Origin of the sequence: Methylobacterium sp. 092160098-2, assembly GCF_028920805.1 — a bacterium.
Classification (GTDB): domain Bacteria; phylum Pseudomonadota; class Alphaproteobacteria; order Rhizobiales; family Beijerinckiaceae; genus Methylobacterium; species Methylobacterium fujisawaense.
This window is the reverse complement of record NZ_JAQPZJ010000001.1, coordinates 2,537,013-2,560,734: the sequence shown is the minus strand read 5'-3', so window position 1 is coordinate 2,560,734 and position 23,722 is coordinate 2,537,013. Positions and strand designations below refer to the sequence as shown.

The window sequence follows — 23,722 nt, the reverse complement described above, 5'->3', positions numbered from 1 at the left end:
CAGCTTACACGAAGGCGCGCGGGCCGTGGGCGCGGAGGGGTACCGGACCTCACGTCGGACGGCCGTCGCGCCCGGACGGCCGGCGGGCTCCCGCCGCCAGGGTGGCGAGTTGGACGACCAGGAGCGGTGCGAGGCTCACCGAGAGGACGAGCATCCAGCCGTTCCGATCGAGCGGGACGAGGCCCAGCAGGCGGCCGACCGGCGGGAGATAGGCCGGGCCGACGAGCAGCGCCGTGCACAGGAGCAGGGCGGCCCAGACCCAGGGATTCCGGGTGACCTCGTTGCGGAGGAGCGGCGCGCTGGAGGCGCGCATGTTGAACACCTGCCAGAGCTGCGCGAAGGCGAGCGTCAGGAACGTGACGGTCACGACCGAGGCCGGATCGAAGGCGAGCCAGAACGTGGCGGCGGCGCCGGCCGCGAAGGTCGCCGCCGTCATCGCGGCGGCGTGCAGGCCGATCCGCGTCCATTGCGCCCGCCCCAGAATGGGCTCCTTCGGATCCCGCGGCGGTCGCCGGAGGATGTCGTCCCGGCCTTCGCCGAGGGCCAGGGCGAAGGCCGGGAACACGTCGGTCACGACGTTCAGGTAGAGGATCTGCATCGGCAGGATCGGTAGCGGCAGCGTCGACACGACCGCGAGCCCGACGACCATCACCTCGCTCAGGTTGCAGGCCAGCAGATAGGTGACGAACCGGCGGATGTTGTCGAAGATGATCCGCCCCTCGCGGATCGCGCCGACGATGGTCGGGAAGGCATCGTCGAGGAGGATCATGGCGGCGGCCTCGCGCGCCACGTCCGTCCCCCGCCGGCCCATCGCGACGCCGATATCCGCCTGCCTCAGCGCCGGGGCGTCGTTGACGCCGTCGCCGGTCATGGCGACGACCTCGCCCTTCGCCTGGTAGGCGCGGACCAGCGCCAGCTTCTCGGCCGGGCTCACGCGGGCGAAGACCGCGACATCCTCCAGCCCGTCCGGCAGACCGGCATCGGGGACGCCCTCCGCGATGCGGTCCCCCGGACCGGCGAGACCGACCGCGAGGGCGATGCTCCGGGCGGTTACGGCGTGATCGCCGGTGACCATCACCGCGCGGATGCCCGCGGCGCGGCAGGCCGCCATCGCCGCCGGCACGTCCTCCCGGGCCGGGTCCTCCAACCCGACCAGCCCGAGGAACGTGAGATCCTCGAAGGGCGGGCTTACCGGATCCGCGACCGTCCTCTCGGCGCAGGCGATGACCCGCAGGCCCCGTGCCCCCAAATCCTCGACGCGGCGTCGCCACAGAGTGCGGTCGCCCGCGTCGAGGGGACGATCATGCGCGCCGTCACCGGTGCGCCGCGAGGCGGCGAGCACGGCCTCCGGGGCGCCCTTGACCGCCACCCAGAAGCCCGGCCCCGCAGCATGGACGGTGGCCATCATGCGGACGGCCGCCTCGAAGGCGTGTTTTCCCACGAGAGGCCGGTCGCGCCCGAGGGCCGCGCGGTCGAAGCCGGCGGACCGCCCCGCCCGCAGGAGCGCCTGTTCCATCGGGTCGCCGCTGCCGTCTCCGGCGCCCGATCCGAGCGCGGCGTCGTTGCAGAGCACCGCAACGCGGAGCAGGCGTCCGGCTTCGATCGAGGGCCCTCCCTCGGCCAGGTCCCCCTGCCCGGAGGGCAGCGACAATTGCCGCACCGTCATCCGGTTCTCGGTGAGCGTCCCCGTCTTGTCGGTCAGGATGACCGTCGTGGCGCCGAGCGTCTCGACGGCCGACAGGCGCTCGATCAGCGCGTTCCTGCGGGCCATCCGCCACATACCGCGCGCGAGCACCAGGGTCGCGACGATGGGCAGGCCTTCCGGAATGGCCGCGACCGACAGCGCGATGCTGGCCTCGGTCATGAGGCGGAGATCCTTGCCGGTTGCGATGCCGAGGCCGGCCAGGAGAACGGCCACCCCCAGGACCGCCCAGACCATCTGGCCGGACAGGCGGCCCAGGCGCCGTTCCAGGGGCGACCCCTCCGGGTCGGCCTGCGCGACGAGGCGCGACACCGCCCCGAGTTCGGTCGCCGCGCCGGTCGCGACCACGACACCCGCACCGCTCCCGCGGGTGACCAGCGTGCCCCGGAACAGCATCGACGCGCGCTCCGCGAGGCGTGCCTCCGCGGCGACCGGCTGTGCCGACTTGTCCACCGGCACGGATTCCCCCGTGAGGGTCGACTCGTCGGCGCCCAGGTTCGACGCCTCGACCAGCCGGATGTCGGCCGGGACCGCATCGCCGCCCTCGATCAGCACGATGTCGCCCGGGACGAGATCCTCGGCGGGCAGGACCCGGATGTGCCCGTCGCGGCGGACGCGGGCCGAGCGCGTCCCGAGCGACCGCAAGCCCTCGACGGATCGGACCGCCCGCAGCTCGGTGAAGAAGCCGAGGCCGGTATTGATGGCCAGCACCGCGATGACGGCGGCCGCCTCCTGCCAATCCCCGAAGTAGAGCGAGAGCCCGCCGGCCGCGGCGAGCAGGTAGACGACGGGGCTCGCGAGCTGGTGCAGGAGCAGGGACAGCCTGCCGGCCCTCTCGGTCGTGGCGATCACGTTCGCGCCGAACCGCTCGCGCCGTCGCCGGGCCTCCGCATCGGTCAGGCCCGCGGGCAGGGCGGTCTCGAAACGCCCTGGAACCTCCGCGACCGGCAGGGCATGGACGGGTTTCGTCCCCGCCGCCGGGCACCCGGTCGCGGCCGGCGGGCTGGGCCATTCGGGATCCTCGGCCGGATCCCGCTCAAGCATGGCGCAGCCGATCGAGGCGCGCGGCGTTCGGGCAGAAATCCGGGTAGGTGCGGGCCGCCGTTCCGGCCCGGAGCTCGCGTTCGCAGCGGCTCCGCGCGCCGCAGGCCCGGCAAGCGGCCTCGAGCGCCCGCATGGTCTCGGGCTCGCTCCGCCGAACGGCTTCGGGGTCGAGCTGCAGGCGTCGCATCAGGCTGACGACGCCCTGGAGCTTGGCGCCGGCTTCCGGCGACAGGCCGGCGGGCGCCGCGGCGTCGGCCTCCATCATCGTCTCCATCATCTCCTGGTCGATGTCCCGGATTTCCTGCGCCGCCTTCAGGAGGCAGCACCATCCGGTCATCGCGGCGGCGACGCCGAATGGATCGAAGGGGTCGGTCTTGTCGGCTGGTGCGGCCATCACAGACTCCTGAAAGTCCCTGCGTGCCCCACCGCGGCGGCGGCGCCCTTGATCCATCTCAAGGCCGATCCGGCGACATCGGCGCACATCTCGGTCGGCGGCGGCCCAGGGCCCGCCACACCCCGGGGACGAGGGGCGATGCGCACCATCGACAACCAGCCGGAAGACGTCTTCCTGGGGGGCTGGAACCTCATGCTGGGGGCGGGCCTGATCCTGGCGCCCTGGTACTTCGGCTTCCGATCCGAGGACATCGCGGCCTGGAACGCCTGGATCACCGGGGCGGCGATCCTGGCCTTGGCGGCCCTGACGCTGATGCGCACCCGTGAGGGAGAAGTGTACGCCATCGGGGCGGCCGGTCTCTGGTCCTGCGCGGCCCCCTGGGCGCTGGGCTTCCAGGACGCCGCGGCCTGGGCTCACGTGGGCCTCGGCGTCGCCCTCCTCGTCTCGGCCGGCTCCTGGCTGTGGCGGCTGCGGGACCTGCCCGCCTCCCAGAAATCGGCCCAGAAATCTGCCCAGAAATCTGCTTGGCAAACCGCGCCGCCCGCGGCCCGCGCGACGCCCAGGGTCAGCGAGGATCGATCCGCATGTCGACCGGGGACCGGGACGCCGTCGCCGCGTTCCTGACGCACGCCCTGTCGGGCACGGGACAGGTGGAGACCGTAACCACCCACATCTCCCGGCTCTTCCTGGCCGGCAGCCGCGTGTTCAAGCTCAAGCGCGCCGTCCGCTTCCCCTATCTCGACTTCTCGACCCCCAAGCGGCGCCTCGCCGCCTGCGAGGCCGAGGTCATGCTCAACCGCCGCACGGCACCCGCGCTCTACCTCGGCGCCCGGCGGATCACGCGCGGACCGGACGGGGGCCTGGCCTTCGACGGGACCGGGAACCTCGTCGACGCCGTGGTCGAGATGCGGCGGTTCCCGGAGGCGGACCTGTTCGACACCCTGGCGTGCGAGGGTCGCCTCGGACCGGACCATATCGCGGACCTTGCCCAGGTCATCGCCGCCTTCCATGCCGGCGCGGAGATCCACCGCGACAAGGGCGGGGCCGCCGCCCTGACGGCGCTCGTCGACTTGAACGCGGCGGCGCTCCGGGCGACGGGGCTCGCCTCGACCGGCGCGGTGGCGACGCTGACGGCGCGGTTCCGGGCGGTTCTGGCGCGGCATGCCCCCCTGCTCGACGCCCGCCGCGCCGCCGGCAAGGTCCGCCGCTGCCACGGCGACCTCACCTTGCGTAACATCTGCCTGTTCGAGGGCAAGCCGACGCCGTTCGACTGCATCGAGTTCAGCGAGACCATCGCGACGACCGATATCCTGTACGACCTCGCCTTCGTCCTCATGGACCTCTGGCACCGGTCGCGCTTCGACCTCGCCAACCTCCTGCTCAATCGCTACCTCGATGGGGCGGACGAGACCGACGGTCTCGGATTGCTGCCGGTCCTGATGGCGCTGCGCGCGGTGATCCGCGCCCACGTCACGGCGGCTCAAGCGGCGGACGGAACCGGCGCGGCCGCCGCCGCCAGGACCGCCGAGGCGCGCGCGTATCTCGCCCTCGGGGAAGACCTGCTGACCGACAGGCCGGCGGGCCTCCTGGCGGTCGGCGGCTTCAGCGGTTCCGGCAAGTCGAGCGTCGCGGCGGCGGCGGCCCCCTGGATCGGCGCGGCCCCGGGCGCCCGGATCCTGTCGAGCGATCGGATCCGCAAGCGCCTGCACGGGGTCGACGCCCTGACGCGGCTCCCGGCGGCGGCTTACGCCCAGACCGTGTCGCGGCGCGTCTACGCGATCCTGCGGCGGGACGCCGGGCGGGTCCTGGCCGCGGGCCATTGCGTCGTCGCCGATGCGGTCTTCGACCGACCGACGGAGCGGGCACAGATCGAGGCCCTCGCCCGAGACCGGGGGGCCCGGTTCTGCGGCGTCTGGCTGGAGGCCCCGGCCCCATTGCTCGCGCGCCGCATCGACAGCCGCGCCGGCGACCCTTCGGATGCCACCGCGACGGTCCTGGCGGCCCAGGTCGCGCGGGGTCGCGGCGCCCTCGCGTGGCACGAGCTCCGCGCCGATCAGCCCGTGGACGCGTTGCGCGCGACGGTCCTGTCGCTCCTGGGGAGCGCCGGCGTGACGGGCTGGCCGGCGGCCCGACCACCCGACGGGTCACCGGCGACCCCGACCCCGCCGGATCGGCCGGAGCGGGCACGGGGCGTTCCGAAGACGATCGCCATCGCGCAGGGCCCGCCTCCGCACACGCGGTGACGTTGACGCACGTCAAGGCGAGGCCGGGCGCGGAGAGCCATCCTCACCGCGCGCGTGGACGTCGAACCGGGCGATGCCGTTCAAACCGATCGCAAGCAAGGCGGCACGCGACCGGGGGCCGACCGGTCGCGGCGCTGCGTGCTGCCTCGCCGGGGCGGCCTGGCTCGCCGGCGCCGCCGGCGCGCTGCTCACGAGCCCCGCCGCACCCGACGTCGGCCTACGCCCGGACGGGTTCCAGGAATCGCCCTATCGGGACCTGCGCCTCTTCGGGGCCGCATTCCACGCCATCCGGTCACGGGCGGCCGACATGCGCGGCGACGGTCCGTTGATCGACGCGGCCATCGTCGGGATGCTCGCCGCGCTGGACCGGCATTCACACTACCTCACCGCGGCCGAGTTCCGCCGGCTCGATGAGCAGGATACGGGAAGCTATGCCGGCATCGGCGTGGTCGTCGACGCGGACGGGACGGTACGGCGCACGCTTCCCGATGCCCCGGCCGCGCGCGCCGGCCTCACGCCCGGGACAATCATCCAGGAGATCGACGGCGTCGCCATCGGGCGCATCGCGCCCGACCAGGTCGCCGACCGCCTGCGCGGAGAGCCGGACTCGACGGTGCGCGTGCGGGTCGTCCGGCCGGGCGAGCCTGCCCCGGCCGAGATGGTCCTGATCCGGGAGTGGCTGCCGCTGCACCCGGTGCGTCTGAAAGCCCTGGATACCGTCGCCTATCTCGGGCTCGACCACTTCGACGAATTCACGACCGGCCGGCTGCTCAGGGCGGTGGCGAACCTGAAGGCCGGCATCGGCCGTGACAGGCTCAAGGGGTTCATCCTGGACCTGCGCGGCAATCCGGGGGGCCTCGTCGTGCAGGCCGTCGCGGTGGCCGGGGCCTTCCTCGGACGGGGCGAGATCGTGCGCCTGGTCGGCCGGGACCCCGGCAGCGTCGAGCGGTTCGCGCTGGACAGGACCGGTGCCGACGTGATCGACGGCCTTCCGCTGGTCGTGCTCGTCGACGGCGGGACCGCGTCCGCGGCCGAGATCGTCGCCGGCGCCCTTCAGGATCACCGGCGCGCGATTCTCATCGGGACGCGCACCTACGGCAAGGGGGCGGTCCAGACCACCTATGCCCATCGCGACGGGCGCGCGCTGCGCCTCACCACGGCCTGGTTCGTCACGCCCGCGGGCCGCCGGGTGGACGGCAACGGCATCGCACCCGACCGCGTGGTGACCCCGGACGGCATGGCGGCCGGGACGCAGGGCCGCCTATCGCCGGAGCCCGGTGCGGGCGGCGGCTCGCTGCAGGACGGCTTCGTCGCGGACGGCCTCATCGATCCGTCGCGGGACCGGCCGTTGACGGCGGCCGTGCAGCATCTGCTGGCCGTCAGCCAGAGCGGCGGCGGCTTGATCCACCGCAACGACCCCAGTCCCAACCGGTGATGTCGTGCCGCCGCGAGCGGGAGAGCGACGGGTCGACCCATGGAGATGACGGCGGTTCCGGCGCGCGCGCGCGACATCGCCACTCCGACGGAGCTGTCGTCGCCCGGGCCGAGCGGGGCGTTCTGGGTGCGCGGCCTCGAGGCGCTCTGCGCCGAGCTCCGATGCGGGCTCGACGGGCTCGGCGCGGTCGACGCCGCGCGACGGCTCGAACGCTACGGGCCGAACAGCGATGCCGGGACGCGGGCCGGCGGCGCCCTGCAGGCCGTGCTCCGCCGCCTGCTCGAACCGCTCGCCCTGATCCTGATCGCGGCCGGCCTCGTCTCGGTCGTGACCGGCGACGTGGTGGGAGGCGTCATCATCGTCGCCATCCTCGGCCTGTCCATCGGCCTCGACACGGTGCAGGAGGGCCACGCCACACGGGCCGCCGAGGCCCTGCGCCACACGGTGGCGCTGAAGGCTGAGGTCAGGCGGGACGGCAGCTTCGTCACGGTCCCGGTGGAGCAGGTGGTTCCCGGCGACATCCTGCGCATGCGGGCCGGCGACATCGTCCCGGCCGATGCCCTCGTGATCGACGGCGACGCCTTCACGGTGGCCGAGGCCGCCCTGACCGGCGAGCCCTACCCGGTGGAGAAGCGGGCCGGGCCGGTGACGTCTCCAGAGCCGGCGGAGGCCTCGAACGCCGTGTTCCGCGGCGCCGTCGTGCGGACGGGCAAGGCAACCGCCCTCGTCGTCGCGACCGGCCCCGCCACGATGTTCGGCGCGGCGGCCTCGGTTCTGGCCGAGGCGCGGGCATCCTCGCCCTTCCAGCGCGACCTCCACGCCTTCGGGCTCATGGTCGCCCGGCTGACCCTGGCCCTGGTGCTCAGCGTCCTGGCCGCCCGCGTCGTGCTCGGCCGCCCCGTGCTCGACTCCCTCCTGTTCGCGGTCGCGCTCGCCGTCGGCCTCACCCCGGAACTGCTGCCGATGGTCACGACGGTGACGCTCTCGCGGGGCGCGCTGCGCTTGGCGGCCCGCAAGGTCATCGTGAAGCGGCTCGCCGCGATCCACGACCTCGGCGCGATGACGGTGCTGTGCACCGACAAGACCGGGACGCTGACCTCGGCCGAGATCGCCCTGGGCCGCAGCCTCGATCCGGCGGGCCGCGAGGACGCGCGGCCGTCGCGGCTCGCGGCGGTCGCGGCCGATCTCGGCGGAGATCGCAGCTCGCTCGACGCGGCCCTCGTCGACCATCACCCGAACGCGGGCCGGGCGTGGGTCCTGGCCGGCCAGCGGGCGTTCGACTACGGGCGCCGCACCGGGTCGGTCCTCGCGCAGGGACCGGAGGGGCCGCTGCTGATCCTGAAGGGCGCGCCGGAGGCGGTCCTGGCGCTGTGCACCGCGCGCCGCGCCGGCGAGGGGACGGAGCCGATGGGCCCGGAGGAACGCGGCGCGGCCCTCGGGCAGGTCCGGAGCCTGGCCGAGGAGGGGCTGCGCACTATCGCGGTCGCGTCGCGGCCCTGGTCGGGGCCCATGCGGCCGCCCGGAACCGCGGACGAGGCCGACCTCGTCTTCGAGGGCTTCTGCGCCTTCGCCGACCCGCCCAAACCGACGGCCGCCGCCGCCGTCACGCGGCTCGCGCGCGCCGGCGTGCGCCTGAAGATCCTGTCCGGCGACGACCCGGTGGTCGTGCGCCGCCTTGCCAGCCTCGTCGGGCTTCACACCACCACGGTCCTGTCCGGCTCCGAGGTCGCGGCCCTGAGCGATGCGGCGCTCGCGGTGCAGGCCCGCAAGGTGGACGCCTTCGGACGGCTCACCCCGGACCAGAAGGCGCGCATCGTGCGGGCGCTTCAGGCCAGGGGCGCGATCGTGGGCTTCCTGGGTGACGGCATCAACGACGCGCCGGGCCTCGCGCAGGCCGATATCGGCCTCTCCGTCGAGGGCGCGACCGGGGTCGCGCAGGCCGCGGCCGACATGATCCTGCTCGCCTCGGACCTCGCGGTCGTCGCCGACGGCGTCGAGGAGGGGCGGCGGACCTTCACCAACATCCTGAAATATATCCGCATGGGCGCGAGCTCGAACTTCGGCAACATGCTCTCGATGGCGGTCGCCTCGGTGACGCTGCCGTTCCTCCCGATGCTGCCGACGCAGATCCTTCTCAACAACCTGCTCTACGACCTCTCGGAGGTCGGCATCCCCTTCGACCATGTGGCGCCGTCCGCGACCGCCCGGCCACAGGTCTGGGACATGGCGGCCATCCTCCGGTTCGCGGGCGTGATGGGCCCGCTCTCGTCGCTGTTCGACCTCCTGACCTTCGGCGCCCTGCTCTTCCTCTTCGGTGCCTCGGCGGAGGAATTCCGGACGGCCTGGTTCCTCGAATCCATGGCGACGCAGATCCTCGTGATCTTCGTCATCCGGACGAGCGGGCGCCCCTGGCGGGATCGTCCGAGCGCGGCGCTGGCGTGCTCCTCGCTCGCCGCGCTGGCGGCCGCGCTGGCCCTTCCCTTCACGCCGGCAGGGCCTTGGTTCGGCTTCCAGGCCCCGCCCCTGCCGACGCTCCTCGGCATCGCGCTGATCACCCTCGCCTACCTCGCGGCGGTCGAGACCGTGAAGCCCTGGGCCGCCCGCCCGCCGCACCGCGCCCGCCATCGGCGCGCCGAACCTTGATCTGCCTCAAGGCCGGCGGCGCCGGCCGGTTGAAGGATGGCCGAACCGCAGCCGGCGCGGTCCGGCACCGCTCACGGGATGGAGGCTTCCATGACCACGACGTTCGACGAGCGCGAGCGAGCCGCCGAACGCCGCTTCGTCCAGGAGGAAGAGGCGCGGTTCCACGCCCGCAACCGGCGCAACCGGCTCCTGGCCGCCTGGGCCTCCGAGCGGATGAACCTGACCGGCCAGGCGGCGGAAGACTACGTCACCGCCGTCACGGAGTACGCCGTCGTGACCGAGGACGAAGCGCTGATCGACAGGCTTCGGTCGGATCTCGGGGCGGCCGGCATCGACGCGACGATCCCCCGCCTGCGCACGGAGCTGGAGCGGTGCGCCGCGCTCGCCCAGGCCGAGCGACGCGTCGGCGTCGCGCTGAATCGAGGCTCCTCCGTCTAGGCCGCGCCGCAGCGCCGAGGAGCCCCCGCGCCATCGCGCCAGCCAGAACGATCGGGAGACACGCCATGAGGAAGGACCCCATGACCGACAAGGACCTGCGCCGGGCGGTGCTCGACGAACTCGACTTCGACCCGAGCCTGGACGCCGGGGATATCGGCGTCGCCGTCTCCGAAGGGGTGGTGACGCTCACCGGCCATGTCGGCAGCTACGCCGAGAAGGTGGAGGCGGAGCGCGCCGTGCGCCGCGTCCGGGGCGTGCGCGCCATCGCGCAGGAGATCGCGGTCCGCTACGCCGACGAGAAGAAGGTGGCCGACGACCAGATCGCCGCCCGGGCGCTCGCGATCATCGACTGGTCGGTGCATCTGCCGAAGGACGCCATCCAGGTGAAGGTGGCCGGCGGCTGGGTCACGCTGACCGGCACGGTGGACTGGCAGTACCAAGTGGCGGGCGCCGAGGCGGCCGTCCGGAAGCTCACCGGCGTGCACGGCGTGACCAACCTCATCGAAATCCGGCGGCAGGTGCCGCCGGCGGCGGTCAAGGACAAGATCCTGGAGGCGTTCCGGCGGGGCGCCCTGTTCGAGGCGGAGGGGATCAAGGTCACCGTCACGGGGGACAAGGTGACCCTGGAAGGGGCGGTGACGGCCTGGGCCGAGCGCGATGCGGCCGAGCGCGCCGCATGGTCGGTGCCGGGCGTGCGCGCCGTCGAGGACCGCATCGTGGCCCTGAGCTGAGGAGGACCGCCATGTCCGGCGAATCGCACGCGCTCGACGCCGCCCCGCTCCAGGGTGGACGACCTCCGGGGAAACCCGATGCCCGGCCCGGACTGTCTCGCGTGACGCTGACGCTGGCGCGCTGCCCGGAGCATCCGGACGGCAGCACCGGACGAGGCTACGAGATCGTGGCGCCCCTCACGCCAGACGGGCACCTCGACCCGGCGCTCTGGCGCGAGACCCGCGACCGGTGCCGCGTCCGCCGCTTCTGGATCGGCGAGCCGGACCGGCACGGCCGCCTGGTGCACCGGGCCGGTGGCGAGGGCGGCGCGACTTGGCTGATCGACTACGAGGACTGGACGAACGAGGATGACGAGGCCGGCTACCATCTGGGTACCCACGTCTTCGTCGAAGGCGAGTACGTCTCGATCCGGGATGCCGGCGGCGCGGTCTACCGCACGTTCAAGGTCGCCCGCCTCACCCATCCGGACGGCGGGGACGGATCATGACGGGCGGGGGCGCGGACTGTCCCGTCTTGCCCCTGTGCCCGCCTCCGTCGGAGTTCGGGCCCGCCGAGAGCACCCTTCTGACGCGGTGGCGCACCTTCTGGCGCGATCTGCCGCTCGCCCGGGCCGGCGCGGTCGACCGTCTCCTGTACCGATGGGTGCAGCCGGCCGACATCGCAGCCCGTTCCATCGGTTCGACGGAGGGGCGCGACGGCCGCGATGGCGGGGTCGGGATGGGGGGTGTGCGCGCGTGAGCGCGATGGAGCGTGCAGCCCCCCGCCGTCCCTCAGGGTGCGGCGATGATCTCCGGGGGCCGCCGGGCGGCAGGCGGTGCATCGTGCCGCGATGCCGGATGGCGTGGAGGCTTCGAACCGGGCGCCTTTGATCCACCGCAAGGCACGACCGCGGCGCGGCGCCGACCTGTTTCCATCCAGCGAGACTGGGGGCGCATGATGTCGATAGCCGAAGGGAAGACGCGCTCAAGGCTGAGCCACGAAGCGATCACCGCCCAGGGATGCGAGGCGGCGCAATCACCCCCTGGCCCGACACGGCCCCCGACACTCCCCCCGACACTCCCCCTGGCACGCGCCCGGGACGCGCAGACGGGCCGGCGGAAGTTCGCCCGCGACCCCACGCGCCCGTCGGGCGTGGATTGGACCTTGACCATCCGGCGCAGGCTGGATCGGTCCGGCGGCGTCTGGGCCGCGGAGATCGATGCCCTCGCCGCATCCGTTTCCCGGGTCGTGAACGTCGAGGCGGACACGGACATCGTGCGCGAGGGCGACACGCCGACCGAATGCCGCCTTCTGCTGGAGGGTTGGACGTGCCGGTACGTCCCCTTGAAGGACGGCAGGCCGCAGATCCTCGGCCTGCAACTCGCCGGCGACGCCCTGGACCTGCAGGGCTTTCTGCGGGGCGAGATGGATCATGTCATCGCCACGCTCACCCCATGCCGCATCGGCATCATTCCGCACGGCGTCCTGCACGGGCTCGTCGAGCGGCATCCCGGCATCGGCCGTCTGATTCAGGTCGAAACCGCCACCGAGGCGGCCATAACCCGCCGCTGGCTCCTGAATGCGGGGCACCGTCAGGCCTATGCGGGGATGGCGCACCTGATCTGCGAACTCTTCACCCGGGCCGCGGTGGCCGGCATGACCGAGGCCTTCCGATTTCCGATGCCCCTGACGCAGACGGAACTCGGCAGCGCCCTGGGCCTCACATCGGTCCACGCGAACCGGACCATGAAGAGGCTCCAGCAGGCCGGGCTCGTGTCCAAGCGATGCCGATGGATGACCATCGAGGACTGGGACGGTCTCCGGAAGGTCGCCGAATTCGACCCTGCCTACCTGAACCTGGATTTCCCGCCCCCCTGACCCGGGGTGGACACGGCCCGGGTTCGGCTCCCCCCGGATCCGGGTTTGGAGCGGTCCTCGCGGAGGGACTCATCCGCGATTGCGTCCAGCCCGGGGGATGGCACGGCCCCGAAGACGGCCCGAAGACGCCTCGCGCGGCACGCGTGCATCGGGATGCCCTCTGCGGCCTGCGCGCTTCGGGCCGTCGCGCGCCCCCGAAGGTCGGGCACCGATACCGCGATCGCGCGCGCCTCGATCGCGGGCAGGATGGGACGCCAGGGGTAGGGGTTCGTCCAGCGCGCCCAGCACCGGCGCGTCGAGGCCTCCGATCGGGAGCGCCGCTCATGACCGGTGTCGGCGACCGCGGGCGCGCCACGCCGGGTCGTCGGCACCCGGCCGGGACAGGGCGCGGCGCAGGCTGGAGGCGCCGGCGTCGAGGACGCGGATCATCGCCCGGCCTCAGGTGACGACCGTCCAGTCGTCCAGGGTTTCGCCCGGGCGAGGCTCTTCGCCCGTGGTCGGACCGCACTGCATGATGTCGCCGTCGATCCGCCGACGGTCCGGATGCGGGTGCGCATGCCGGTCCGGCCAGACCCAATCCCGCACCTCCGGCAGGTCGTCGCCGGTGCGACGGACATACGCGTGATGGGCCGCCAAGGCATCCCGCAGCGCCTGCTCGGCATGCTCGGCGCATGCCCCGAGATGGGGGACCGTCTGCAGCGCGGCGAGCGCGAGGTGGAAGCGGTCGAGGCGGTTCAGCACGCACATGTCGAAGGGCGTCGTGGTCGTGCCCTCCTCGATGAAGCCGTGGACGTGGAAGTTGCCATGGTTCGTCCGCTTGTAGGTCAGCCGATGGATGAGCCACGGATAGCCGTGATAGGCGAACACCACGGGCCGATCGGAGGTGAACAGGCTGTCGAAGGTTGCGTCGTCGAGCCCGTGGGGGTGCGTCTCGGGCGCAGGCAGCGTCATCAGGTCGACGACGTTCACCACCCGGACCTTGAGCGCGGGGACATGTCGGCGCAGCCAATCCACCGCGGCGAGCGTCTCCTGGGTCGGCACGTCGCCCGCGCAGGCCATCACCACATCCGGCTCCCCCGCATCCTCGTTGGAGGCCCAGTCCCAGATGTCGACGCCGGCTGCGCAATGGCGGACGGCCTCGTCCAGACTCAACCACTGGAGGGCCGGCTGCTTGCCGGCCACGACGACGTTGATGCGGTCGTAGGTGCGCAGGCAATGGTCCATGACGCAGAGCAGGGTGTTCGCGTCCGGCGGCAGGTAGATGCGGGCCGTGTCGCCCCGCTTGTTGGCCACGAAGTCGATGAAGCCGGGGTCCTGGTGGCTGAAGCCGTTGTGGTCCTGCCGCCAGACATGGGACGAGAGAAGGATGTTGAGGGACGGTACCGGCCGGCGCCAGGGCAGGTCGCGCGCGGATTTCAGCCACTTGGCGTGCTGGTTCACCATCGAATCGACCACGTGCGCGAAGGCCTCGTAAGTCGCGAACAGGCCGTGCCGCCCGGTCAGCACGTAGCCCTCCAGCCAGCCCTCGCAGAGGTGCTCGCTCAGCACCTCCATGACGCGGCCGTCGCGGGCGAGGTTCTCGTCGCCCGGCAGGATCGCCTCCTGCCAGGCGCGGCTCGTCACCGCGAAGACCGCGTCGAGGCGGTTCGAGGCGGTCTCGTCCGGCCCCATGATGCGGAAGTTGCGCGCCGGCGCGTTCAGGGTCAGCACCTCCCGAAGGTAGGCCCCGAGCGCGCGGGTGGCCTCGGCCCTGGTGCGGCCGGGCTCCGGCACCGCGACGGCCGCCACGCTCAGGTCGGGTAGGCGCAGGGGCGCGCTCTTGTGCGCGTTGGCGTGCGGATTGGCCGAGATGCGCCGCGCCCCCTTCGGCGGCAGCGCGGCGAGTTCGGGGACGAGGGCGCCGTCCTCCGCGAACAGCTCCTCCGGACGATAGGAGCGCATCCAGGCTTCGAGGATCGCCCGGTGCTCCGCATTCTCCCGGACGGCGGCGACCGGCACTTGGTGCGCACGCCATGTGCCCTCGACGGGCTTGCCGTCCACGCAATGCGGCCCGGTCCAGCCCTTGGGGCTGCGCAGCACGATCATGGGCCAGCGGGGCCGCTCGACGGCGCCGCGTCCGGCGCGCGCCCGGATCTCCGCGATGGTGTCGAAGGTGGCATCGAGGGCCGTGGCCATGGCCTGGTGCATCGGGGCCGGGTCGTCGCCCTCGACGAAGACCGGCGCGTAGCCGTAGCCGACGAGAAGGCTGCGCAGTTCGTCCGCGGGCATGCGGGCGAGGACCGTCGGGCTGGCGATCTTGTAGCCGTTGAGGTGCAGGATCGGCAGGACCGTGCCGTCGGAGCGCGGATCGAGGAACTTGTTCGCGTGCCAGGCGGCGGCGAGCGGCCCGGTCTCGGCCTCGCCGTCCCCGACGATGCAGGCGACGGTCAGGCCCGGATTGTCGAGGGCTGCCCCGAACGCATGCGCCAGAGAGTAGCCGAGTTCGCCGCCCTCGTGGATCGAGCCCGGCAGCTCGGGCGAGGCGTGGCTCGGGATGCCGCCGGGGAACGAGAACTGCCGGAACAGGCGGCCCATCCCGACCGCGTCCCGGGCCACGTCCGGGTAGATTTCGCTGTAGGTGCCCTCCAGGTAGGCGTTGGCCACGAGACCCGGCGCACCGTGGCCCGGTCCCCAAACGGCGATCATGTCGAGGTCGCGCTGCCGGATGATCCGGTTCAGGTGCGCGTAGATGAAGTTGAGGCCGGGCGTCGTCCCCCAGTGGCCGAGGAGCCGCGGCTTGACGTGCTCCGCCTTGAGCGGCTCGCGCAGGAGCGGGTTGGCCATGAGGTAGATCTGCCCGACCGACAGGTAGTTGGCGGCGCGCCAGTAGGCGTCGATCGTCCCGAGGCCATCGGGTCCGAGCGGCCCGGGCACGAAGGCCAGGCCGTGTCCGTCGTCCCGGCCTTCGCCGTCGCGGCGCTCCTTCGAGCCGTGCCTCGCGTCCATGTCGGCCTCCCGGCGGATCCGTAACCCGGGGCGGACCCTGCCGGGGGCCGGGCCCGGCGGCGTTGAGGTGGATCAAGGCCCTCCCCGGGCAGGACGGCAAGATGGCCCCGTCAGCCAAGACGGGAGCGAACGATGACCCTGGTGCTTCGATCCACCCACATCCGGACGGTGCGCCGCGTATGGATGCCGCTCAGGCTCGAGCCGCGGAACGACGCGGGCCGGCGCGTCGTGGCGGATGGCTACCACTACGGGCGCATCGGCAGTCTGCAGGCCCTGGCCCTGGCCATCGCGGCCTCGGCGGTGACGACTGTGCTGCTCTGGCTGGTCCTCTGAACCGAGCGACGCGGGGAGACGGGTGATGGACGACAAGACCGTGCACCAGCATGTGCTCGACGAGCTGGAATACGCTCCGATGATCGACGCGGCGCAGATCGGCGTCACCGTCGAGAACGGCATCGTGACCCTGACGGGGCATGTCCGCAACTACGCCGAGAAGGGCATCGCCGAGCGCGTCGTGCTGCGGGTCCGCGGCGTGCGGGGCGTGGTGGAGCGGATCGAGGTCCGTTATCCGAACTGCCCCATCGTCGGCGACGAGGCCCTAGCCGAGCGCTGCGCCCGGGTGCTCGCATGGGACGTGCAGATCCCGGAGAACGCGGTCACGCTCAAGGTCGAGAAGGGCTGCGTCACGCTCGACGGCTGTGTCCCGTTCTATCACCAGAAGGCGGCCGTCGATCAGGCGCTGCGGCGCCTGGCCGGCGTCACCGACATCGTCAATCTCATCGCGGTGAAGCCGCTCGCGCAGGCCACCGAGGTGAAGTCCCGCATCCTCGCGGCCCTGAGACGGAGCGCGCGGGATCCGGATACGATCCGCGTGCACGTGGACGGCGACAAGGTCACCCTCGACGGGTGCGTCGATGTCTGGAGCGAGCGCGAGATCGCCGAGCGGGCCGCGTGGTCGGCGCCCGGCGTCCGCGCCGTCGAGGATCGCCTGACCCTCGCGTGAGGCCGGTCCGATGCTGGCCATGGTCCTGCGGGAGATCGGCGCGGCCCTCGTCCCGGAGGAGCGTCCGGACCCGGACCCCGGGCCGGGCGAGGTGCGCATCCGGGTCGAGGCCTGCGCGGTCTGCCGGACCGACATCCACGTCATCGACGGCGACCTGCCCCAGGCCGTCTACCCCATCGTGCCGGGACACGAGGTCGTCGGGCGCGTCGAGGCGGTCGGCGCGGGCGTGACGGCGCCGCGACCGGGCATGCGGGTCGGCGTGCCCTGGCTCGGGCATGCCTGCGGGCACTGCGCCTACTGCGAGACGGGGCGCGAGAACCTCTGCGACGCCCCCGGCTTCACCGGCTGCACCCGCGACGGCGGCTTCGCGAGCCATCTCCTGGCCGAGGCCGCCTTCACCATCCCGCTCGACGCGCGCCTGGACCCGGTCGCGACGGCGCCCCTACTGTGCGCCGGGCTGATCGGCTGGCGCACGCTGCGGATGGCCGGCGATGCCGGAACGGTCGGTCTCTACGGGTTCGGGGCGGCTGCCCACATCGTCGCCCAGATCTGCCGCTGGCAGGGGCGGCGCGTGTTCGCGCTGACCCGGCCGGGCGACCGGGACGCCCAGGACTTCGCGCGCACGCTGGGGGCCGCGTGGGCCGGCGGGTCGGACGAGGCGCCGCCCGAGCCGATGGACGCGGCCCTGATCTTCGCCCCGGACGGGAACCTCGTCCCGCGGGCCCTCGGCGCCCTGCGCAAGGGGGGCCGCGTGGTCTGCGGCGGCATCCACATGAGCGACATCCCGGCCTTCCCCTACGACCGGCTCTGGGGCGAGCGCTCCGTGCATTCGGTGGCGAACCTCACGCGCGAGGACGCCCGCACCTTCTTCGCCGTCGTGCCGCAGGCCGGCCTCGTCACGCACACCCGCACCTACGCGCTGACCCGCGCCAACGAGGCCGTGGCGGATCACCGGTCCGGCGCCCTCCGGGGCGCGGCGGTCCTCGTGCCCTGATCCCACGTCCCGGGCGCGAGGCCGTCCGGGCGGGGCACCGGGTCGAGGCGGTTTCGGGCGATCGGCGGGGGCGGTCCGGCCGGAACGCCGCCTCAGGCGCCCTGCCGCGGGAGCGTGTCGAGGGCCTGCCGGAGCAGGGCGTACTTTGCCAGCGTGACGCGCCACTCCCGGAACCAGTCGATCAGGCCGCCCCACGGATCGTTGAGCTGCCTCAGGCCCGCGACGAAGGCCACGACGGTCCCGAGATCCGTCTCGCCGTTCACCACGAGGTAGCCGCCCAGCCCCAGGGTCAGCGCCACCCCGGCGTGGTGCATCAGGTTCATGAGGAAGTTCATCGAGAACTTCAGCTTGAAGATGCCCATGTTGAGCCGGAACACCCGCTCGATGCGCGCGTCCTGAAGTCCCGTGGCCTCGTGTCGGTGCCGGCCGATGATACCGCCGCTGATGCGGCGCAAGGCGCCCGTCCGCGCGACCACGCGGCGGTTGATCGCCTGCTGCATCAGCGGCACGAAGACCATCTGCGGTACGAACACCGCCAGCGCCAGGGCCGCCATCAGCGGGTTGAGGTACAGCATGTACCCGAACGTCCCCAGCACGATGCCGCCCTCCAGGACCGGTTCCGAGACGCTCACGCCGACGAAGGCGCCGACCGGCTCCGCCTCCGCCAGGACGAGGGAGACCTCCACGCCCTCGACCGCCGCACGGTCGCCCGGGGCGAGGGTGCCGAGGTCTTGCAGCAGCGTCCTGCGGAGCCGGCGGACCGCGCTCTCGCTGACGTAGCTGCGGTATATGTTGAGCGCGAGCTTGAGGGCCCCCATCGCCGTGGCCGCCGCGATGTACAGGGCCGCGAGCAGGAGGATGGTTCGGGCGCTCCCGCCGGGAAGGGCCGCGTTGACGACCCGGCGCTGCAGCTCGAGGGGCGCCAGATCCGCCACGAAGAGGGCCGTCGCCATCGCCACCAGGGCCAGCTGATGGGCGCCGCTCGCGCTCGCGATGAAGGCCGGGAGGGTCCGCGGCGTCGCCAGCCCATCGCGGGAGGGCCCGAAACCGGGCAGGCCTGAAGCCAGGATCGCGGAAGCGGACGGCATGAGACCTCCATCCGCAACCTCATGTCCCCATCCGGCGGGACCGGGCATTGCGATCGGTCAATCGTCCCGGACATCGCGCCCACCGCGCGGCGGGACACGCGCCCTCGCGGCTTGCGCTGGCCCCGGTGCGGTTGAGCTGGATCAAGGCCCCGGCCACCCGCACGGGCAAGAGTCGCCGGGCCGGGCGGACGGGCCCGCGCCGGGAGGTGATCATGCGGATCTCCAACATCTTGGTCTCGGTCGACCGCGGGGCCACGGCCGTCGACCGCGTCCGGCTCGCCGCCGACATCGCCTGGCGCTTCGACACCACCCTGATCGGCGTCGCCGCGCGGCAGCTCGTCACCATGATCCCGGTCGAGAGCGCCGACGCGTCGCAGCGCATCTTCGAGATCGAGGAGACGCGGGCGAAGGAGGAGCTGGCCGAAGGGCGGGCGCTGTTCGAGCGCGAGGCCGGCGAGCGGGTCAGGACCGCGTGGCGGGAGGCGCTGGCCGAGCCCCTGGCCTTCCTGGTGGAACAGGCCCGCGCCGCCGGCCTCGTGGTGGTGAGCCGTCAGGGGCCGGCCGACGGCGATCCCGGGCCGATGGGTGTCGCCGCGGGCGGCCTGCTGATGGAGGCGGGGCGTCCCGTCCTCATCGTGCCGCCCGGCCTCCATCGGCTCTCGGCCAAGCGGATCGTCGTGGCCTGGAAGGACACCCGCGAGGCGCGCAGGGCCGTCCACGACGCCCTGCCGTTCCTGGTGCGGGCCGACCAAGTCCATGTCGCGGTCGCGGGTCCGGAGGCGCGCCGCGAAGGCGCCACGGACGTCGCCGCGTACCTGTCGGGGCACGGCATCCGCGTCGCCACGCACCTGCTGCACAAGCCCGAGATCAGCGTCGCGGACGAGATCCTCCGCTTCGCCCGGCGGGAGGAGGCGGATCTGATCGTCATGGGCGCCTACGGCCATTCCCGGCTGCGCGAGTGGGTCTTCGGGGGCGCGACCCGCGAGATGCTGGAGACCACCACCGTCTGCTGCCTGATGAGCCACTGATGCGCACGACCCGCCTCCTTCTCGCCGGCGTCCTGGCTGCCCTCCCCCCTCTGCCCGCCGTGTCGGCGCCGGCCTGGAACCTGCAGATCCGGCAAGGCGAGACCCTCGCGCGGACCAACTGCGCCCGGTGCCACGCCATCGGGCGGGCCGGGGAAAGCCCGCTGCGGGCCGCGCCCCCCTTCCGCGATCTCCACACGCGCTACCCCGTCGAGGATCTCGGCGAGGCGCTCACCGAGGGGATCCGCACGGGCCACCCGACCATGCCCGAGTTCCGGTTCGATCCGGACCAGGCGCAAGACCTGATCGCCTACCTGAAATCGCTGGAACGCTGAGGGAGAGCCTCGATGTACCTCCGCTGCCTCCTCGTCCCGACCGGCCCGGGGATCGACGCGACGCGTCGGCTGGAGGCGGCCCTGCGCCTCGGGCGGCGCCTGCACGCGCATATCGGCGTCGCCTTCATGGCGCCCGGCCCGGAGCACGTGCTGGCCGCCATGGCGAGCCTCGTGCCGATGGACGGCACGACCATCGAGGCCATCCAGCAGAGCGTCCGGGAATCGGCGGCCGAGGGCAAGGCGGCCTTCGAGGCGTGGTGCGGACGCGCGGGCGTGCCGGTAATCGCGAAGGCCGAGCGCCTGGACGCCACCTTCGCGACGTGGACCGAACTCTCCGGAGAGGTCGAGCCGCTCCTGACGCTGACCGGGCGGGTCAACGACCTCGTCATCGTCGACCGCCCGGATCCGGACGAGCCGTTCACGGGCCGCGCCCTCGACACCGCCCTGTTCGCCGTCGGCCGGCCGACCCTGGTCGTCGGCGAACACATCCCCCACGACCTGCTGGACCATATCGTGATCGCCTGGAACGGTAGCCTGGAGGCGACGCGCCTGATCGGCCAGTCCATCACGCTGCTGCACGAGGCCGCGCGCGTCACGGTCGTCCACGCGCAGACCGAGCGCTTCGCGGAGGTGCGGGCAGCGGATCTGTGCGCCTATCTGCGCTGGCACGGCATCGTGGCGGAGGCCGTCAGTCTGCCGGTCGAGGACGGGACCCCGGTCGGCGCGGCGATCCTGGCGGAGGCGGGACGGCGCAACGCCTCCCTGCTGGCCATGGGCGCCTACACGCACAGCCGCGTGCGCGAGTTCCTGCTCGGCGGCGTCACCCGCCATGTCATCGAACACGCTGGCATTCCGGTGCTCATGGCCCACTGAGTGCGGGCCTGGGCAGGGGCCTCGGTTTCGGCCGGGCGCCCGGTCGCGATGCGGTTCCACCGCCGCAGCCGGGTCCGGGGGGCGCCGGTTGCGCCTCTGCGTCCGGATCCGGCCGGAGAGCGCAATTGTAGCCGGTATCGACGGCGCGCCAGAACAAGTCCCGGAACGCCGCCCCGTGGCGCGAGAGGATGGCGTCGATCAGGACCCGGGCCGCGGCGGCGTCCGCCGCGCTCCAGTCCCCCGGGCATGGGGCCGGCGGCGTCCCGGCCTCGTCGGCCCCTGCCGCGTCGGCTCCTGCCTCGTCGGCTCCTGCCTCGTCGGCCCCTGCCGCGTCGGCGTCTGGCGCGGGGTCAGGCATTGGCGAGGCAGCGCTCGATCTCCTCGACCGGGTGCTTGGTCAGATCCTTGTCGACCTCCGCCACGACGACCCGCCGCAGGCGCTCGGGCAACGCGCGCCGCATCTCGGCGAGGGTCTTCGGCGGGGCGACGACGATCAGGGCCGTGACCGGGTCGAAGGCGTCCAGCGCGTGGGCGACCGCTTTCGCGAAGCGTCGCTCGGCGAGATCATGCCAGTCCGTCTGCGCGATGGCGCTGCGCTGGTCTCCGAGCCTGACCCGCGGCGGCCTGTCGGTGCCCTGCGCGTGGGTCGGCGGGTTCGGGGGCGCCTCGAACGCGAGCTGGACCTGGAGGTCCGGCTTCGGGTGGACGCTCACGTTGCGGAGCACCAGGGCCTTGCGGCCGTCGCAGACGACGACGTAGCCGCCGTGCGGGATCATGCGGGTGCGTGTATCGGACATGCCGCCCATCCCTGCTCTCAGTGGCTCATCAGGCAGCAGACCGGGGCGCCGGCCAGCAGTTCGCGGGTGACGCCGCCGACGACCCACTCGCGCAGACGCCCGTGCCCGTAGGCGCCCGTGACGATCAGGTCCGCCCCATGCTCTGCCGCCGCCTCGACGAGCGCCAGGGACACCAACTCGCCCTGGGCATCGCGCCGGACGCGGATGGCGGAGACGTCATGGGCCTGAAGGAGGCGGAGGGTATCCTGCCCTTCGGAGCTGGCTCCGTCGTCGACGGAGACGACGAGCACCTCCGAGGCGCGCTTCAGGAAGGGCAGCGCGTCCCAGACCGCCCGGCGCGCCTCGCGCGTGTTCTTCCAGCCGATCACCACGCGCTTCGCGTCGAGATGGTCCAGATCCGGCGGCACCACCAGCACCGGACGGCCGAGCTGCATGACCGCATCGGCCGGATCCACCGCGAACAGGGGGGGCCCGGGGACTCCGCGGCCGACCACCACGAGGTCGGCGGCCGCGGACTGTGCCGCCAGGAACGCCACCGGGACATCGAGGTTGGAGCGCCACTCGAGGCGGTTGCGGCCGCCGGCCGCCGCCGCGAAGGCCTCGTGGGCGACCCGGAGGTCGTTCAGGACGGTCTCGCCGGAATCGGCCAGCGCGTAGGCGCTCGCCGGCGTCGGGCCCACCGGCGGGACGACATAGGCCGGCTGCTCCGCGGCGACGCCGATCAGGCGGGCGTTGAAGTCGTCGGCGAGGCGGCCTGCCAGGCGCACGCGGTTTCGCGCGCCATCCGTCAGGTCCATGGCGACCATGATGCTCGCATAGGTCATGGAACGTCTCCGGCTCGAAGGACGGCGGCGGGATGACGGCGGGCCCGGCCGGCGCCTCCCGTCGGTTCGGGCCTCAGCCCAGCGTCGGTCAGCCCAGCGTCAGGTGGTCCTCGACGGCGCGCACGCCCGGCGCCGACCACGCCGCGTTCTCGGCGAGCCGGCGCTCGTGCCACGCGTTCACCTTGCCCTCCAGGACGACCTTCGCGTCCTTGACGGTGACCTTGATGGCGTCCGCCTCGAGTTCGGCGTTGCGCTTCAGCGCCGCCAGGATCTTCGCACGCACATCGGGCACGCTCGCCTTCGGCGCCACCTCGATGGTGTTGAGGATGCCGGCCACGCCCGCGAGGCGCTTGATCGACCGGTAGGCTTCTTCCTTCTGATACTGCCAGTCGACCCGGCCGGTCAGCGTCACCCAGCCGTTCTGAACTTTCACCTGCACCGCACCCTTCGGCACGGTCGCGGACCAGTCGAGCATCTGCACGGCGCGCTGGGCGAGGTCCTCGTCGCGCGGCGGCGTCTCGCCGCCGAAGCGGACCTTGATCTCCTCGACGACGCCGCGCACCCCGCGCACCTTCTGGGCCGCCTTCTCGGCGGCGACGCGCTCCGTGTAGCTGGCGACGTGGCCCGTGAGCGTGACGATGCCGTTCTCGACGGCGACGCCGATATGTGCGGCGTCGATGCTCGGGTCGAAATCCAACTCGTCGATGACGTTCTGGCGGATCAGCTTGTCGCCCATGTCGGTCTCCTCCGATGACGTCCAGGCCGTGCCCGGTCCACGCCGACGCTAGGCCCGGCAGGCGGTCGGGCATTGATCCAGCGCAAAGGGGGCGCCCGCCGGCCTCCGATCCGGCATCGGGCAGGCCCGGGGGCCGCCGGCAACGGCGCAGCCGGCGGTCACGGTGGAGACCATCGCCCGGGCCTCGAACAGCCGGTCGAACTGCGGCACGTCCGAGAAGGCGCGCGGCACGCGTGCGTTGCCCGAGATCAGGGCGAAGGGGATACCCTTCCGGCGCAGGGCGCAGGCCAGCGGGAAGCCGGAGCCGTGATTCAGGTCGATGCTGACCACCGCGAAGTCCGGAGGCGTCTCGTCCAGGCAGCGGGCCGCCTCCGCGCTGGTTCCGTAGGGTCCGCGCACCGCGCAGCCGGCCTCGGCGAGGACGTCCTCCAGCCACATGCCCGGCAGGGCCTGCGGCTCCGCCACCAGCACGACCGGCCTGTCCCCTGGTCCGCTCCTCATCGCCCGTCTCCCGGTGCCGTTGCGGTGCGACCAGGATGGACCGGTCGGTCCGGTCCGCGTTGCGCCAGGTCAA

Annotated in this window: 23 protein-coding genes; 15 read left to right on the top strand and 8 right to left on the bottom strand. The window is 72.9% G+C overall.

Translation table 11 applies throughout. The annotated features are described in order from the left end of the window. Positions 1-49: 49 nt before the first annotated feature. Entirely contained in the window at positions 50-2,746 is a 2,697-nt protein-coding gene (locus tag PQI07_RS12015) for a cation-translocating P-type ATPase (protein ID WP_274926689.1), read from the bottom strand. After that, positions 2,739-3,140, bottom strand: coding sequence for a DUF6455 family protein (locus PQI07_RS12010; RefSeq protein WP_043387209.1), 402 nt, complete (start codon positions 3,138-3,140; stop codon positions 2,739-2,741). Before PQI07_RS12010 ends, PQI07_RS12015 begins: the two co-directional genes overlap by 8 nt. Positions 3,141-3,278: 138 nt before the next feature. Here PQI07_RS12010 and PQI07_RS12005 point away from each other — a divergent pair, with 138 nt between their 5' ends. The 9 genes from PQI07_RS12005 (at position 3,279) to PQI07_RS11965 (ending at position 12,488) form a co-directional block, all read left to right on the top strand. After that, positions 3,279-3,764, top strand: a complete 486-nt coding sequence (locus tag PQI07_RS12005) for an SPW repeat domain-containing protein (protein ID WP_274926688.1) — start codon at positions 3,279-3,281, stop codon at positions 3,762-3,764. Next, the gene (locus PQI07_RS12000; protein ID WP_274926687.1) at positions 3,725-5,383 is read left to right on the top strand and encodes a bifunctional aminoglycoside phosphotransferase/ATP-binding protein; all 1,659 of its coding nucleotides are present in this window, start codon (positions 3,725-3,727) and stop codon (positions 5,381-5,383) included. Before PQI07_RS12005 ends, PQI07_RS12000 begins: the two co-directional genes overlap by 40 nt. 73 nt (positions 5,384-5,456) lie before the next feature. After that, complete coding sequence (locus PQI07_RS11995) at positions 5,457-6,818, top strand: S41 family peptidase (protein ID WP_274926686.1); 1,362 nt, start codon at positions 5,457-5,459, stop codon at positions 6,816-6,818. A 39-nt stretch (positions 6,819-6,857) separates the two neighbouring features. Continuing rightward, the gene (mgtA, locus tag PQI07_RS11990; protein ID WP_274926685.1) at positions 6,858-9,461 is read left to right on the top strand and encodes a magnesium-translocating P-type ATPase; all 2,604 of its coding nucleotides are present in this window, start codon (positions 6,858-6,860) and stop codon (positions 9,459-9,461) included. A 90-nt stretch (positions 9,462-9,551) separates the two neighbouring features. Beyond that, positions 9,552-9,899: a DUF1476 domain-containing protein gene (locus tag PQI07_RS11985; RefSeq protein ID WP_043352687.1), complete on the top strand. Its 348-nt coding sequence runs from the start codon at positions 9,552-9,554 to the stop codon at positions 9,897-9,899. 80 nt (positions 9,900-9,979) lie between these two features. Beyond that, positions 9,980-10,630: a BON domain-containing protein gene (locus PQI07_RS11980; protein WP_043352676.1), complete on the top strand. Its 651-nt coding sequence runs from the start codon at positions 9,980-9,982 to the stop codon at positions 10,628-10,630. Positions 10,631-10,641: 11 nt separating this feature from the next. Beyond that, positions 10,642-11,118, top strand: a complete 477-nt coding sequence (locus PQI07_RS11975; protein WP_081948758.1) for a hypothetical protein — start codon at positions 10,642-10,644, stop codon at positions 11,116-11,118. Continuing rightward, a complete protein-coding gene (locus PQI07_RS11970) occupies positions 11,115-11,369 on the top strand; it encodes a hypothetical protein (RefSeq protein WP_274926684.1) in 255 nt (84 codons plus the stop codon). The genes PQI07_RS11975 and PQI07_RS11970 overlap by 4 nt, the downstream gene beginning before the upstream one ends. 405 nt (positions 11,370-11,774) lie before the next feature. Next, entirely contained in the window at positions 11,775-12,488 is a 714-nt protein-coding gene (locus tag PQI07_RS11965; RefSeq protein ID WP_274926683.1) for a Crp/Fnr family transcriptional regulator, read from the top strand. Positions 12,489-12,926: 438 nt separating this feature from the next. Here PQI07_RS11965 and PQI07_RS11960 read toward each other — a convergent pair whose 3' ends face one another. Then, positions 12,927-15,473, bottom strand: coding sequence for a phosphoketolase family protein (locus PQI07_RS11960; protein ID WP_274926682.1), 2,547 nt, complete (start codon positions 15,471-15,473; stop codon positions 12,927-12,929). 132 nt (positions 15,474-15,605) lie between these two features. On the opposite strand from PQI07_RS11960, the gene PQI07_RS11955 reads away from it, so the two are divergent. From PQI07_RS11955 to PQI07_RS11945, 3 genes are read left to right on the top strand one after another with little or no spacing between them, the layout of a single operon-like run. Continuing rightward, positions 15,606-15,806 (top strand): hypothetical protein, encoded by a 201-nt coding sequence (locus PQI07_RS11955; RefSeq protein WP_043759288.1) that lies wholly within the window; start codon positions 15,606-15,608, stop codon positions 15,804-15,806. A 25-nt stretch (positions 15,807-15,831) separates the two neighbouring features. Beyond that, positions 15,832-16,476, top strand: a complete 645-nt coding sequence (locus PQI07_RS11950; RefSeq protein ID WP_043352669.1) for a BON domain-containing protein — start codon at positions 15,832-15,834, stop codon at positions 16,474-16,476. Between the two features lie 10 nt (positions 16,477-16,486). Continuing rightward, positions 16,487-17,470, top strand: a complete 984-nt coding sequence (locus tag PQI07_RS11945; RefSeq protein ID WP_043387193.1) for a zinc-dependent alcohol dehydrogenase family protein — start codon at positions 16,487-16,489, stop codon at positions 17,468-17,470. Positions 17,471-17,562: 92 nt separating this feature from the next. Here the strand turns inward: PQI07_RS11945 and PQI07_RS11940 are convergent, their stop codons facing one another. Continuing rightward, positions 17,563-18,558 carry an ABC transporter ATP-binding protein gene (locus PQI07_RS11940; RefSeq protein ID WP_043352660.1) on the bottom strand — a complete coding sequence of 332 codons (996 nt, stop codon included), beginning with the start codon at positions 18,556-18,558 and terminating at the stop codon, positions 17,563-17,565. 212 nt (positions 18,559-18,770) lie between these two features. Between PQI07_RS11940 and PQI07_RS11935 the strand changes: the two genes are divergently transcribed. From PQI07_RS11935 to PQI07_RS11925, 3 genes are read left to right on the top strand one after another with little or no spacing between them, the layout of a single operon-like run. Next, positions 18,771-19,586 carry a universal stress protein gene (locus tag PQI07_RS11935; protein ID WP_043387218.1) on the top strand — a complete coding sequence of 272 codons (816 nt, stop codon included), beginning with the start codon at positions 18,771-18,773 and terminating at the stop codon, positions 19,584-19,586. After that, positions 19,586-19,918, top strand: a complete 333-nt coding sequence (locus PQI07_RS11930) for a c-type cytochrome (RefSeq protein WP_053610283.1) — start codon at positions 19,586-19,588, stop codon at positions 19,916-19,918. Before PQI07_RS11935 ends, PQI07_RS11930 begins: the two co-directional genes overlap by 1 nt. Positions 19,919-19,930: 12 nt before the next feature. Next, positions 19,931-20,791, top strand: a complete 861-nt coding sequence (locus tag PQI07_RS11925; protein WP_274926681.1) for a universal stress protein — start codon at positions 19,931-19,933, stop codon at positions 20,789-20,791. Between the two features lie 350 nt (positions 20,792-21,141). On the opposite strand, the gene PQI07_RS11920 is transcribed toward PQI07_RS11925, so the two are convergent. The 4 genes from PQI07_RS11920 to PQI07_RS11905 form a co-directional block, all read right to left on the bottom strand. Then, positions 21,142-21,588, bottom strand: a complete 447-nt coding sequence (locus PQI07_RS11920) for a host attachment protein (protein WP_043352661.1) — start codon at positions 21,586-21,588, stop codon at positions 21,142-21,144. A 17-nt stretch (positions 21,589-21,605) separates the two neighbouring features. Next, entirely contained in the window at positions 21,606-22,412 is an 807-nt protein-coding gene (locus PQI07_RS11915; protein ID WP_043352654.1) for a universal stress protein, read from the bottom strand. Between the two features lie 88 nt (positions 22,413-22,500). Continuing rightward, positions 22,501-23,148, bottom strand: a complete 648-nt coding sequence (locus tag PQI07_RS11910) for a BON domain-containing protein (RefSeq protein ID WP_043387185.1) — start codon at positions 23,146-23,148, stop codon at positions 22,501-22,503. A gap of 48 nt (positions 23,149-23,196) precedes the next feature. Continuing rightward, on the bottom strand, positions 23,197-23,649 hold the full coding sequence (locus PQI07_RS11905) for a response regulator (protein WP_043352641.1): 453 nt from the start codon (positions 23,647-23,649) through the stop codon (positions 23,197-23,199). Between the last annotated feature and the right edge of the window lie 73 nt (positions 23,650-23,722).

Bases quoted from the DNA above. Each gene is read 5' to 3' on its own strand.
- PQI07_RS12015 (WP_274926689.1), bottom strand. From the start codon at position 2,746: ATGCTTGAGCGGGATCCGGCCGAGGATCCCGAATGGCCCAGCCCGCCG.
- PQI07_RS12010 (WP_043387209.1), bottom strand. From the start codon at position 3,140: ATGGCCGCACCAGCCGACAAGACCGACCCCTTCGATCCATTCGGCGTC.
- PQI07_RS12005 (WP_274926688.1), top strand. From the start codon at position 3,279: ATGCGCACCATCGACAACCAGCCGGAAGACGTCTTCCTGGGGGGCTGG.
- PQI07_RS12000 (WP_274926687.1), top strand. From the start codon at position 3,725: ATGTCGACCGGGGACCGGGACGCCGTCGCCGCGTTCCTGACGCACGCC.
- PQI07_RS11995 (WP_274926686.1), top strand. From the start codon at position 5,457: ATGCCGTTCAAACCGATCGCAAGCAAGGCGGCACGCGACCGGGGGCCG.
- mgtA (WP_274926685.1), top strand. From the start codon at position 6,858: ATGGAGATGACGGCGGTTCCGGCGCGCGCGCGCGACATCGCCACTCCG.
- PQI07_RS11985 (WP_043352687.1), top strand. From the start codon at position 9,552: ATGACCACGACGTTCGACGAGCGCGAGCGAGCCGCCGAACGCCGCTTC.
- PQI07_RS11980 (WP_043352676.1), top strand. From the start codon at position 9,980: ATGACCGACAAGGACCTGCGCCGGGCGGTGCTCGACGAACTCGACTTC.
- PQI07_RS11975 (WP_081948758.1), top strand. From the start codon at position 10,642: ATGTCCGGCGAATCGCACGCGCTCGACGCCGCCCCGCTCCAGGGTGGA.
- PQI07_RS11970 (WP_274926684.1), top strand. From the start codon at position 11,115: ATGACGGGCGGGGGCGCGGACTGTCCCGTCTTGCCCCTGTGCCCGCCT.
- PQI07_RS11960 (WP_274926682.1), bottom strand. From the start codon at position 15,473: ATGGACGCGAGGCACGGCTCGAAGGAGCGCCGCGACGGCGAAGGCCGG.
- PQI07_RS11955 (WP_043759288.1), top strand. From the start codon at position 15,606: ATGACCCTGGTGCTTCGATCCACCCACATCCGGACGGTGCGCCGCGTA.
- PQI07_RS11950 (WP_043352669.1), top strand. From the start codon at position 15,832: ATGGACGACAAGACCGTGCACCAGCATGTGCTCGACGAGCTGGAATAC.
- PQI07_RS11945 (WP_043387193.1), top strand. From the start codon at position 16,487: ATGCTGGCCATGGTCCTGCGGGAGATCGGCGCGGCCCTCGTCCCGGAG.
- PQI07_RS11940 (WP_043352660.1), bottom strand. From the start codon at position 18,558: ATGCCGTCCGCTTCCGCGATCCTGGCTTCAGGCCTGCCCGGTTTCGGG.
- PQI07_RS11935 (WP_043387218.1), top strand. From the start codon at position 18,771: ATGCGGATCTCCAACATCTTGGTCTCGGTCGACCGCGGGGCCACGGCC.
- PQI07_RS11930 (WP_053610283.1), top strand. From the start codon at position 19,586: ATGCGCACGACCCGCCTCCTTCTCGCCGGCGTCCTGGCTGCCCTCCCC.
- PQI07_RS11925 (WP_274926681.1), top strand. From the start codon at position 19,931: ATGTACCTCCGCTGCCTCCTCGTCCCGACCGGCCCGGGGATCGACGCG.
- PQI07_RS11920 (WP_043352661.1), bottom strand. From the start codon at position 21,588: ATGTCCGATACACGCACCCGCATGATCCCGCACGGCGGCTACGTCGTC.
- PQI07_RS11915 (WP_043352654.1), bottom strand. From the start codon at position 22,412: ATGACCTATGCGAGCATCATGGTCGCCATGGACCTGACGGATGGCGCG.
- PQI07_RS11910 (WP_043387185.1), bottom strand. From the start codon at position 23,148: ATGGGCGACAAGCTGATCCGCCAGAACGTCATCGACGAGTTGGATTTC.
- PQI07_RS11905 (WP_043352641.1), bottom strand. From the start codon at position 23,649: ATGAGGAGCGGACCAGGGGACAGGCCGGTCGTGCTGGTGGCGGAGCCG.